This window comes from Paenibacillus sp. GXUN7292, assembly GCF_050864975.1.
GTDB lineage: Bacteria > Bacillota > Bacilli > Paenibacillales > Paenibacillaceae > Pristimantibacillus.
On the sequence record NZ_JBOZWO010000023.1, the window covers coordinates 45,531 to 58,003 of the forward strand.

Here is a 12,473-nt window from a genome sequence, read left to right on the forward strand (position 1 = left end):
TAAAGCTTTAGGCTTCGACGGTCATTTCTTTTCTTACGATGACATGGATATCGGGATTAATAATATGGATGATGACATCATACATGCCTGGCTCCTCGGGCTCCCATTTGCCGATAAATCGGCCTTCTATTTGTCCTTCCACTTTTATAAGCTTGGGCTTGCCGGTGCCGTCTTTTTTTAACTCATAATATAGCTCCACATCATTTAATTTTTTTAAGCCTTTAATTTTAGAAATTAATGATACTGGCTTGCCCGCTTTGGCAGCAGCTGGCGAGACGGTCAACTCGGCGGTCACCTCTTCCTCGGTTCCACCTTGAGGCGTTATTGTATTGCAGGCGCTAAGGAGCAAGGCAAAAACCGGAATGAAAGCAATCGCAGCTAGCTTTCTTAAGCCAGGCTGAGCGGTATGAATCATTGAATACGGCTCCTTTCTGAAGCAATTTATTTTGAAGCTATACTTTGCTGCGAGGATTCAGTGAATACGGCAGCCAATCCGGCTGATCCGTAGCTTTCTCTGTATTCGGCGATTGTGCGGTGGCTCATGATGCGGCCTTCATGCAAAAATAACGCTTCATCCGCAACAGTCTCGGCAATTTGCAAATGGTGCGTAGAAAATATAATCGTTGTGCCGGCTGCTTTCAGCTCAAGAACAAGCTGAGAAAACATATCTGTCCAATAAGGGTCCAAGCCGTTAGTAGGCTCATCCATCATTAACAGTTTGGGCTTTGCCAGAACAGCTTGGCCGAACATCAGCCTTTGCCGCATTCCTTTGGAGAAGGCAGCGACGGATTTATGGCGGGCCTCATACAAATCTACAAGGCGCAGCACTTCAGCGGCGCGCTGCTTGCCGATGCCGCGCAGCGAAGCATAGAAAGTGATCGTCTCCCAGGCAGACAGCGCTGTGCCAAAACGAAAATCATCGGGCATAAAGCCGATAAGCTCCGCATAGGCTTTGCGGTTATTTTTCCATTGCAAGCCGTCCAGCATGATTTGTCCTTCAGAAGGCTGCATAATGCCTGCAATCATGCGCAGCAAGGTGCTTTTTCCCGCGCCATTGCCGCCGCAAAGCGCCAAGGTTTGCCCAGCCTCCAGCTTCAAGCTGAAAGGATGGACGATCTGCTGTTTGCCGATCTTTTTGCTGACCTGCTCAATTTGAATAAAGGGATTAGTCAATTTTTCTCCTCCTCTCCCAAAGGGCGATCGCAAGCAGCAAGGAGATTGTTATCCATAACATGCATACGCCGATAAATATCGGCGAGCCCCATGAACCGCGAATCCAGTCAATCCACTGTGCATATTCAGGTCCGAGTATAGAGCCTCCGCCTATTTTGACAACCATAAAGATCCGAATCAGCTCCGCTGGGTTGAAAAACGTTAAAAAAACGATTGCAGGCTTAATCCATAAATAGGGAAGCCAGCCTAACACAGCAATCAGCAGCGTGCTCCAGCCTATAATAAATACAAACCAAATGCCGACTCCGATCGTAAGCGCCTGCCAGCGATTAGCGGCAATTGTACCTGCCAGCAGCGCTATGCCAAGAAAAAGCAGCACGAGAAGAAGCGACAGCAGCATGAAAAAGACGAGCGACGCACCTGTAAAAGAATTGCCGAGCAGCCAGCCGAACACGCCAGACAGCCCATAGCCAAAGCAGACAATCGTGCTGAGGACAATTACCAGCCCGATATATTTGCCCAGCAGCAGCTGGAAAGCAGACAGCGGATAAGTGGACAGCAGCTCCCAGCCACCATCTTCTTTTTCCGAGGTTAAAGAGAAGGAGCCCAGCAGCATCGTCATCAACGGCAGCAAGTATAGTACCAGGTTAATCATCGAGCCTGTTGTATGCGTGTAACCTTGCAAAGTATTTTGAGATTGCACGAGCAGCAGAGCCAGGCTGAAAAATGAAAACAGCGCAAGGAAGCTGTATGCCCATGGATTGCGAAATCCGAGTCGAATTTCTCGCCATGCGATATGCCAGACGATCATTCGCGAACACATCCTCTATTTCATTATTGTTGATACTAACGGCAGAGAGAACTAGCAGTCGCTAGTTCTTCAATGTGTTGGAGAAAGCTATGAATGGAGACCATTTAGTTTCCCGCTAGCAGGGTATCCCTTACGGCCGCTGTTGTCTTCACGAAATTTTATCATCGCTGTGACTATGCTCGCCTTGCTCCTGACCATGCTCATCGCTATGGCTATGCTCGCCTTGCTCCTGACCATGCTCATCGCTATGGCTATGCTCGCCTTGCTCCTGACCATGCTCATCGCTATGGCTATGCTCGCCTTGCTCCTGATCGTGCTGCTCGCCATGATGGTCATGTCCATCGTGGCTCATTGTGCTTTTCCAGCTATGATTATTAAGCTCGGTTGCAGTCATCAGTACACCTTTGCCCTGCTCCTTGATGTACGCCTCAGCCTCGGATTTATTTTTGAAGGAGTATACCCCGAAGCTCATCGGCGTTTTGAAGGATTCATCATAAGTGTAGAAGGCGTCCTCCAGCTCAATCCATTCCTTGGTATGATAATCCCTCACGTACTTGACGTTAATATCCGCATCTTTATTGTCGTCAAGCCATACGAACAGGTCGCCAATATCATCGAATTTATAAGCTTTGCCATTATTCAAAATAATTTGAGTCGCATTATGATCGTCCGTGATCATCATTTTGCATACTGCGCAAGTATCGACGCCCTCTTGAATAGGAGAAGGCTCAAATTTCTTTTTTGCACCGCAGCCTGCAGCTGCAGCGACTATTAAGGACAGCATTAATATTAGTACAAATGGTTTTTTCATCTTTTATTTCTTCCTCCTGCAAAAAATATAAATAATAAACAGCCTGCTGTAACAAAGGCGCTGGCAGCCCCGGCAACGGCTGATGGCGCAGCCGCTTCCTGGTCATCTGTCAGCTCGGCCAGCTTCATGAGCGGCTTTATATCCTGCAGCTGCTCTTTGCCGGCTCCGGCAAACAAGCTTTCGAAAAACTGCATGCCCGGCGAGCCGAAAAATAGCTGATAAGGCGGTATCGCCTCTGTCAAGGTTAGAAAAAAGGGATCAACCTGATAGGGCAGGGAGCTGTAGCCGCTGCCAGTCAGATCAATGTTCTGCGCGTCATCCCAATAGTTGCGCTCGACGTTATTTCCGTCACTTTTATGCGCTTGAGCTTGTATGACGTTGGCGATAAACGTATTGCTTGCAATGTTGTTGCTGCTGGCATCCAGCAGCTGAAGGCCAATAAAATTACGGGAAATATCATTAAAGCGAAGCTGGTTATTTTGCGCATGCTCCACATAAATGCCGACTCGATTGCCTTGAATGCGATTGCGCTCGATAACGGAGTCGTAGGCATCGAATAACAACAGCCCTTGAGCTGTAACGCTTTCCGCTTGCTTGTAGAAGACGTTCTCTTGTACGATTGTACGTTTAACGCCCATAATCATGGCGCCAGTCACATTATGCATCCCAACATTGCGCAAAAGCTCATTGTCATCGCTGAACATAAAGTGATAGCCATATCGGGAGGAGGTAACCTCATTGCCCGTGACCGTATTGTTGTTGCTCTCCTCAATATAAATGCCGTCGAACATATGGCTGATCGAATTATTGGCAAGCAGATTATGATGCGAGAGCTGCAGGTCTATTCCGTTGCCTTTACGGGAGGAATGCTCGTCATGCGTTCCATATATGCTTTGCTTGCGCAAGCCTTCAATCAACAAGTGCTCCAGTTTGTTGCGGCTAGCTTCTATTAACTGAATACCCGTGCCTCGTGTAAGTATGATTAGATTTTCAAGGGTATTGTCGCTGCTGGATACTTCAATTGCTGCAGTCAATGGAAGCATCCTTTCATCCTTGATTGTTATGTCCTGTAAGCTTACGTTATCAGCTAAAATAGTAACTACTGGTTGATCAGTGCTGCTTGTAAGGATGACTTCATCTTTATGGGCACCTGCAATAGTAAGCTGTTTATTTATTGTAACGGGACCTTCATATTTACCGCTTGGCAAAATAATAGTGTCTCCGGGGTTGGCATTATCGACGATGGACTGCAAAGGGGAGGCAGCCTGAGCATCGTCGAGCATCGCCATTGGAGCTTGCAGTACAGAAATGCCTGATGCCTCTGGGCTGGCTGCAGCAAGTGGGGGGCTGGCAGCGCCGAGCAGACATAACATAAATACGGCCATCAGCTTCATATACTTATGCTGCATGTCATTGAACCGCTCCTTCCAAGTGATGTTACTATTAGTTTGCCTTTCCGGCTCGCGAATCGCTATAACTCAAACGGGCTACATTTTTGCGCGGTGCAACCGATTTGTGAACAAAACGTGACTGCATGCTGATAGCAATCGAATATGCAGAGCTTATATGGAATGTGATATGATACGAGTGTCGATATAATAAAGACAATTACTCTTGATAAAGTAGGTTTTAATGATGCATTTATTATCAGCTGAGCAAATTACAAAGAGCTATGGCGAAAAAATATTGTTTGAAAATGTGACCTTCGGCGTGGAGGAGGGTGACAAAATTGGTATTATCGGAGTCAACGGAACAGGCAAATCAACGCTGTTGAAAGTAATAGCCGGGCTGGAGCAGCCGGATTCGGGCAAGGTGACGATCGGCAGACAGGTTGCGGTACGGATGCTGGCGCAGGACCCTGTATTCCAGCCGGGTGAAACGGCGCTTGAGCATGTGCTTGGAGGAGATTCGGCACAGCTGCGCGCTGTGCAGGCGTATGCCCGCATTATGCAGGGCCTGGAGCTTAACCCTTCAGATGAAGCGCTCCAAAAGGAGCTTATTAAAGCGAATCAGACGATGGATGAGCTTGATGCGTGGACGCTGGAGAGCGAGGCAAAGAATGTGCTGTCCCGTCTCGGCATTGCCGAGTTCGACAAGCCTGTCGATGCGATGTCGGGCGGGCAGCGCAAGCGGGTAGCGATGGCGGCTGCATTGCTGCTGCCGTCAGATGTGCTGATTTTGGATGAGCCGACGAACCATATCGATAATGAATCGGTAGCTTGGCTCGAAGGGATGCTTCAAAAGCGGCGCGGCGCGCTTATTATGATTACGCATGACCGCTATTTTCTGGATCGGGTAAGCAATCGCGTAATCGAGCTGGATCAAGGCACGGCTTATTTCTATCAAGCTAACTATAGCCGCTTTTTGGAGCTGAAGCTGGAGCGCGAGGAGCGTGAGGCAGCCTCGGAGGCTAAGCGCCAAAACTTGCTTCGCCGAGAGCTTGCCTGGATAAGGCGCGGTGCGAAGGCGCGTACGACGAAGCAGAAAGCGAGGATCGACCGCTTTGAGGCTTTGAAGGCAGATGCGCCAAAGGCGAGCGGCGGAAAGCTCGACGTATCCGTTGCCTCGGCTCGTCTCGGCCGCAAAATTGTGGAGCTTGAGCATGTCAGCAAATCGCTGGGCGGACAAGAGCTTATACGCGATTTTAGCTTTATCGCCGTTCCTGAGGATCGGGTCGGCATTGTAGGACGCAACGGAATGGGCAAATCTACGCTGCTTAAGCTGATTGCAGGCCAGCTGGAGCCGGACGAAGGCACGATAGAGCTGGGCATGACGGTCAAGCTGGGCGTATTCGCGCAAGAGCATGACGAGATGGATGACAACATGCGTGTAATTGAATATATACGGCAGGATGCGGAGCAGGTGCGGACAGCTGATGGTACGACGATATCAGCCGCTCAAATGCTAGAGCGCTTTTTATTCTCCCCAACGATGCAGTGGACGCCGATCAGCAAGCTGTCCGGCGGCGAGAAGCGCCGTCTGCAGCTGCTGCGCGTATTGATGAATGCGCCGAATGTGCTGCTGCTGGACGAGCCTACCAATGATTTGGATATTGCAACTTTAACGGTATTGGAGCAATATTTGGATGAATTTCCGGGCGTTGTATTTATCGTCTCCCATGATCGCTATTTCCTGGACCGGACAGTAGATACGATCTTTTCGTTTGAAGGCGATGGCATAGTTGAAGAGCATGAAGGCAACTACTCGGAATACTTTGAGGCTGTGCAGAAAAAAGAGGCGCTTTCGGGACAAGCTGGTTCCGACTCCGCAGCCGCAAAGGGCAATCGGGCAGATAATAGCAGCAAAGCAGCTTCAGTCTCTGCTGAGGGTGCTGCTTCCCTGGATGCGAATGAAGCAACCAGCAGCGCAGCAAAAGGTCGGGCGCTTAAGATGTCCTACAAGGAGCAAAGGGACTTTGAGCAGATTGATGACTGGATTGCAGAGGCCGAGCAGCAGCTGGCAGCAGTAGGAGAGCAAATGGATGGAGCGAGCAGCGATGCAGGCCGATTGCAGGAGCTTATGCTGGAGCAGCAGCAGCTGGAAGAGAAGCTGGAGCAGCTAATGGATCGCTGGACGGAGCTGAATGAGCTGGCTGAGCAAATAGCAGCACAGAAGCAGGGCTAGTAGAAACTGTTAACTGAGAAAAGCGGTGCACAAGCAGGACTAAGCTTAGCAAACAGCATCGGCTTAAATAAGCTTGCTTAGAAAACAACATTGGGTTCGCGGAAGCTTTGCATAGCAATCAACAGCACAGAAGCAGAGCTAGTGGAAGCTGTGTGCCGCGGTGAATTTGGATATAGAGAGGAAAGTAATCGATGACCGACAGCCTGAAGATTGGGAATATTTATTGCGTAGGCCGTAACTTCCGCTTGCATGCGCTGGAGCTTGGCAACGAGGTGCCAAGCGAGCCGCTAATTTTCATGAAGCCATCTCACGCTGCGGCCCTGCTAGACGATAGCGAGCTGCAGCTGCCGGATGATAAGGGCGAGATTCATTACGAGCTGGAAATCGTGATTAGAGTCGGTGACCGGTATGCGCCGGGTTTGCAGCCTGACAGGTATATCGAGGCGATGACGCTGGGATTGGATTTGACGCTGCGCGATATTCAAAGCGGACTGAAAGCGAAAGGTTTGCCGTGGTTGCCTGCCAAAGGCTTCAAGCAATCTGCACCGCTTGGCAGATGGATAGAATATCCGGGCGAAGCTGCGCTTGCCGAGCAGGAATTTACATTGTTGCGCAACGGGCAGGAGGTGCAGCGCGGCTGCACGAAGGATATGCTGCTAAGCATCGGACAACTCGTTCAATATATAGAGGAGCAGTATGGCCTTGGTCCTGGCGATATTATTTTTACAGGAACTCCTGCAGGAGTTGGAGCCCTGTGTGATAAGGATAAGTTCGAAGCATACTGGGGCGGGCAAAAGCTGGGCGGCTGCGTTATAAAGCTTGGTGGCTAATTGGTCATAATGAAAAGTCATCTTGACGGGTTCAGGATGACTTTTTTATTTATGAGGAACTCTAACGGACATAAGTGACCCTTAGCTGGCAAAAATGGCGTAAAAATAATTGTAACGGACACTGGTGACCTTTATACGACCAAATCAGCTATTTTAAAGGGAAAAAGCTATCTAAAGGACATTTTTGTCCGTTTACAATTCAAATGGCGGAAAACAAGGCTCCTACGGTCATTTGTGACCGTTACAATTTTGCAAAGTAAGTGCTCCAATCCAATCAGCTTCTCGCGTTTTAACCATTACAGATTTTATAGGAGTCAAAAATTGGACTACAACAGCGGTCGTAAGCCCAAACTTGATGCAGTGCTGCCTCTGAAAAACTACATTATAGGTTGGTACACAAAATGTACTTAGTTTCCACGAGCACCTGTCTATTCTTCATTGTATACTTTTCCAAAAAATAATGAGGTGAATACGGATTTTGGGCGAAAAGAAGAAAGCTGTTCCCTGGCAGGCTTGCCTGCTGGAGAACAGCTTTTCGCAGTATGTCTCATTAGGTTAAGGAAAATCGATTATCTGCCGTTGAACGCGCTAAGCATCCAAACATGCTTTTCAAGTGAAGTATGAATAGCAAGCAGCATATCCGCAGTCGTTTCATCATTTTCTTGCTGCGCGATATTCATGGCCGTTTTCAGCTCTTGAATAATTGTCGTAAAGTCAGCGATAAGCTGATCGACCATCTGCTCCGCAGTTTCGATATTATTTGCTTCTTTTATGCTGGAAGTTTTCAAATAATCGCTCATCGTTGCAATAGGCTTACCTTTGACGGCAAGCAAACGTTCAGCAATTTCATCGACATGCAGGGCAGCTTCCTCATACAATTCTTGAAATTTCTCATGTAGTGTAAAGAACTGCGAGCCCTTCACATACCAGTGGTAATTGTGCAGTTTAATGTATAGCGTGCTCCAGTTGGCAATTTGTTTGTTTAGTTCATTGTGTAAAGTCATTATTTCTCATCCTTCCTTTTCCTATAGAATTTATCTAAACCAATAAATTTATTCTGAAACAGAAATATTATTTATATTAATTCCTTATTTATAATTATTACAAATAAGAGTGAAGAAGTCAAGACCTATTCTCTTTATCAGAATGACAGTTGTTTAAGCTTCGTGCTATTCGTTTAAAACTCTTTTAGAACAAGATATGGAAAACACATTGGCAATATTGTTAACATTTGGTAAGGTTAAAAGGGTAACTATCATTTCATGTCTTAGGAAAGGCGGGATAAGATGAGGAAGGCGTTTGGAATTATTATTACTTTATGTATGCTGGCGATGTTCCCGGCGGCTGTATTTGCTGATACGACTGAGGACATAGCGAATAGCAAGCGGCCGAAGGTGCTGTTGAATGGCGAAGCAATAGCTTTTAATCAAGAGCCATATGTGAAGGATGGCATTACGATGGCACCTGCCAGGACACTGCTTGAAAGCCTTGGTTTTAATGTGGGCTGGAATGAAGAAACGAAGCAGCTTGCAGGCTTCAAGTATGGTACGGAGCTGCGATTTTCGTTAGACCAAAAGATTGCCACGATCAATAATGCTGCCTATCAATTGCCAAAGCCAGTACATATGCTTGATGGTGAAGTGTATATACCGCTTAGATTTACGGCTGAAGCTGATGGTCGTTCAGTAAGCTGGCAAGCCAGTGAGGAAACTGTAGAAATCACCACTAAAGAAATGAAAAATATCAGGATTGCCCTGCGGATGTCTGAGGCGCAGTCAGAGACTGATACCATGGAATTAGTAAAGCAGCTTAGCAAGCATTTGGAGGAAAATAATAAGATTTCTGTACAATGGGAGCATATTCCTGCTGATTATTATCAGGAGAAGTTGAATCTCATGATCGCAGCGGGAGATATGGCCGATTTATCCTATACCCCTGACATTACCATTTTTCCGCTTGATCTGCTGTCTTCTATAACATGGAAGCTTGATAGCCATATAACAAAGTATTCAGCTTTAAATAAGCTTTCAGAACAAGCTGTCGAGGAAGTTAGAGCTGTTTATAATGACCTGTATGCTATTCCTAAAATAGCTTCTTCAATTGATGCTAGCTTTCCGGTTGCAAATGAACATTGGCTGGATCGGCTAGGACTGGTTGCTCCGAAGACGATGGACGAATTATATACAGTCATGGAAATGTTTGCTTCATATGATCCTGATGCCAATGGCAAAAAAGACACGTATGGGCTGACGGGCTATATTGATAAGAATAGTCTCGGTACACTGGCATGGGTAGAGCACGTCTTTAATGAAAATGCTTCGCGTTATGAGCTGAAGGACGGCAAGCTGGTTGATCTTGCCGCATCGGAAGGAACAAGAAAAGCTTTGCAATGGTTAACTAAAGCTTACGCAGAAGGCTTAATTGATCCGGAAGTTTTTGTTTTGACAAAAGCAGCTGCCACTAAAGGCTTTAAGGATGGCAAAGCAGGCTTCCTTGCCATGAAGCTTGCTGAAGCTGCAGAGGCAGAGATGGACAGCAAGCAGCAATTCAAGCCGTTAATATCGCTTAAAAGCTCCGATTCCGCGCAAGCCGTAACAGGCGCGCAATCTGCTTATCAAGGGGCTTACATTGTCAGCAGCCTGTCAAAAAAAGAGAAGCTGGACGGCGCTTTAGAAATGATGAATGCTCTCCACACGATTGCAAATGATCAGAAGCAAGATGACCAGCTTCGCCATTTCGCCAAGGAGATTACGGGCACATCTGAAGTGAAGCTAGATAACGCGTCGAAAGCTATAAAAGAACGCTACAATCAAATAGCTGAAGCGAGAGAGTTGATTGCAGCTAAGCCGCTGCTTGAAACGCAATTGTATGCTAAGCTCGATAATCAACAGCGTTCCCTTAAGTATCAGCTGGACGAAGAAATGCTGCAGTTGAAGGTAAAGGTTATTATGGGGGCAGCAACGATAGATCAGTGGGACCAGTACATCAGCAATTTGCAAAAGAATAACGATTATGTTTCCATTATGGACGCTTTTTCTAAAAAATAAAGCAAGACTAAACGGAATGGTGAAAATAGCAAATACGAAAAAGCAGTGAGCCGCTTTTAAAGCGGTATCGCTGCTTTTTTTAAAAATTACTAAGCAATGATGAACTTCTAAGGGTGCCACAGACGCTATTGGTGAAAAAATGATGGTTTAAATTTTCTAAGGGTGCCACAGACGCTATTGGTGCAAAAATGATGGTTTGAATTTTCTAAGGGTTGCCACAGATGCTATTGGTGCAAAAATGATGGTTTAAATTTTCTAAGGGTTGCCACAGACGCTATTGGTGCAAAAATGATGGTTTGAATTTTCTAAGGGTGCCACAGACGCTATTGGTGAAAAAATGATGGTTTAAATTTTCTAAGGGTTGCCACAAACGCTATTCGTGCAAAATTGATGGTTTAAATTTTCTAAGGGTTGCCACAAACGCTATTCGTGCAAAATTGATGGTTTAAATTTTCTAAAATATAGGAAAGTATATGTTTTCACCTTATACTTGTTCCTATATTTCATCGGTAAACGCGCCGATCTAAAGGACGGCGGAGCCGTTTATCCTTGACGGTTGCTGTTGCGCTTAATTTCCCAAAAAGCACTGATTTTGCACGAGAAAGGGTACAATAACGCTCGTGACAACCGTTAAAAGCTCAAATGAGCTAAATTAATCGAAATAGCCTCTATGGCAACCATTAGGCAATTATGGCAGCTGATTATAGGGGACGTTTTGCCGGCGAACCCGTTTTTCCTTCTGTTTTAATGGCGCTTGATCGACTAAGCGATGCTTTTCCCAAGCGCGGCTGCGCCAGCGGAAAAACATAATGACAGCCCGCAGCCACTCATCTGCAGCAATTGCCAGCCATATGCCGGCAAGTCCGAGATTGTAATGGAAAGCAAGCAGCCAGCCAAGAGGCAGGCTCATGCAAGCCATCGATATCAATCCCATATACAGCGGAAATTTAGCATCTCCGGCAGCGCGCAAGGAATTGACTAAAACGATATTAACTGAACGTCCCGTGTCCAGAATGAAGCACAAGAGCAGAATTTGAGCCCCCAGCTCGATAATTTCTCTATTCTCGGTAAAAACATTCATTAACGGATATCTGAACAAGACAATGCCGCTAATTAAGACAAGCGAGACGGCGACCGCCCAAATGGTGCTTTTCCAAACGCGATAATACGCCTTCGTCTGTTCGCCTGCGCCGATAAGTCTGCCTATAATGATGGATGTGCCCATACCGATCGCGAGCGACGCATTGATTGTAATCATAGCGATATTGCTGACATAGTTTTTGGCAGCCAGCGCTGTCTCGCCAAGATACGTAATGTAGAACAAGAACACGAGCTGGCAGGTATGATAGAGAACCTGCTCAAGCGCGGCCGGAATGCCTATCTTTAATATTTTGCCTACATACTCCTTGGACAGCGTCCAGTAATAGTGCAGATGGATACGTACAGGCAGCACTTTGTACAGCAGCCAGATGAACACAATCAGAGCAAGCAGCCGGCTTGCGGCTGAGGAGATGGCTGCCCCTTCAACGCCAAGCTGCGGAAATCCGAGCTTGCCAAAAATAAGCAGGTAGTTTCCGATAATATGAATAATGTTCATGCCCAGCGACACAAACATCGCTTGCTTCGTATAGCCATAAACGCGAATAATTGCTGAAATCGAATTAATGATCGCCTGCAAAAATATAAAGCTGCCTACTATTGTCAAATAGCTTTTCGCATGTATGAGCACTTCACCTTGCAGGTTAATTGCCTGCAGTAAAATTCCGTTACAAAGGAAAAATAACAAGCTAATCAGTAATCCGACTAATAAATTGAGTGTGATCGCAAGCGCGGCAATTTTGGAAGCCCCCAAATAATTGCGCGACCCAATATATTGGGCAACAACGATGGAAGCACCGTTTCCTACTACCTCTAGCAGCAAAATAGCAATAAGCAGGTATTGGTTCGCGGCGCCGACGCCTGATACAGCATTGTCCGATATGGCACTGATCATCAGCGTGTCGGCGATCCCCATGAACATGAAGAGAAACAGCTCTATAAATATAGGCCAGGTTAATAAAAATAAGTTTAAATGTTTGCTGCTGACGGAGGAATTTTCCAACGATGAAGCGTTTGTCAAGTGTGTCACCTTCCTGATGTAAATAGCCAATAAATCATATTAGCATATCAGGAAGGCA

Annotated in this window: 10 protein-coding genes; 3 read left to right on the forward strand and 7 right to left on the reverse strand. The window is 46.5% G+C overall.

Going from position 1 to position 12,473, the window contains the following annotated elements:
* Positions 1–7 precede the first annotated feature (7 nt).
* From ACRRU2_RS18180 to ACRRU2_RS18200, 5 genes are all read right to left on the reverse strand, one after another.
* Positions 8–415, reverse strand: a complete 408-nt coding sequence (locus tag ACRRU2_RS18180; RefSeq protein ID WP_432503820.1) for a hypothetical protein — start codon at positions 413–415, stop codon at positions 8–10.
* Between the two features lie 26 nt (positions 416–441).
* On the reverse strand, positions 442–1,173 hold the full coding sequence (locus tag ACRRU2_RS18185) for an ABC transporter ATP-binding protein (protein ID WP_331702194.1): 732 nt from the start codon (positions 1,171–1,173) through the stop codon (positions 442–444).
* Positions 1,166–1,984 (reverse strand): ABC transporter permease, encoded by an 819-nt coding sequence (locus tag ACRRU2_RS18190; RefSeq protein ID WP_432503823.1) that lies wholly within the window; start codon positions 1,982–1,984, stop codon positions 1,166–1,168. The genes ACRRU2_RS18185 and ACRRU2_RS18190 overlap by 8 nt, the downstream gene beginning before the upstream one ends.
* Before the next feature lie 148 nt (positions 1,985–2,132).
* Complete coding sequence (locus ACRRU2_RS18195) at positions 2,133–2,795, reverse strand: nitrous oxide reductase accessory protein NosL (protein WP_432503825.1); 663 nt, start codon at positions 2,793–2,795, stop codon at positions 2,133–2,135.
* The gene (locus ACRRU2_RS18200) at positions 2,792–4,204 is read right to left on the reverse strand and encodes a right-handed parallel beta-helix repeat-containing protein (protein ID WP_432503827.1); all 1,413 of its coding nucleotides are present in this window, start codon (positions 4,202–4,204) and stop codon (positions 2,792–2,794) included. Before ACRRU2_RS18200 ends, ACRRU2_RS18195 begins: the two co-directional genes overlap by 4 nt.
* Positions 4,205–4,430: 226 nt before the next feature.
* Between ACRRU2_RS18200 and ACRRU2_RS18205 the strand changes: the two genes are divergently transcribed.
* Entirely contained in the window at positions 4,431–6,419 is a 1,989-nt protein-coding gene (locus tag ACRRU2_RS18205; protein ID WP_432503888.1) for an ABC-F family ATP-binding cassette domain-containing protein, read from the forward strand.
* Positions 6,420–6,610: 191 nt separating this feature from the next.
* Positions 6,611–7,249, forward strand: a complete 639-nt coding sequence (locus ACRRU2_RS18210) for a fumarylacetoacetate hydrolase family protein (RefSeq protein WP_432503829.1) — start codon at positions 6,611–6,613, stop codon at positions 7,247–7,249.
* 569 nt (positions 7,250–7,818) lie between these two features.
* On the opposite strand, the gene ACRRU2_RS18215 is transcribed toward ACRRU2_RS18210, so the two are convergent.
* Positions 7,819–8,253, reverse strand: coding sequence for a Dps family protein (locus ACRRU2_RS18215; protein WP_331702188.1), 435 nt, complete (start codon positions 8,251–8,253; stop codon positions 7,819–7,821).
* A 282-nt stretch (positions 8,254–8,535) separates the two neighbouring features.
* On the opposite strand from ACRRU2_RS18215, the gene ACRRU2_RS18220 reads away from it, so the two are divergent.
* Positions 8,536–10,296, forward strand: coding sequence for an extracellular solute-binding protein (locus ACRRU2_RS18220; protein WP_432503831.1), 1,761 nt, complete (start codon positions 8,536–8,538; stop codon positions 10,294–10,296).
* A 688-nt stretch (positions 10,297–10,984) separates the two neighbouring features.
* On the opposite strand, the gene ACRRU2_RS18225 is transcribed toward ACRRU2_RS18220, so the two are convergent.
* A complete protein-coding gene (locus ACRRU2_RS18225; RefSeq protein WP_432503833.1) occupies positions 10,985–12,424 on the reverse strand; it encodes an MATE family efflux transporter in 1,440 nt (479 codons plus the stop codon).
* Positions 12,425–12,473 lie beyond the last annotated feature (49 nt).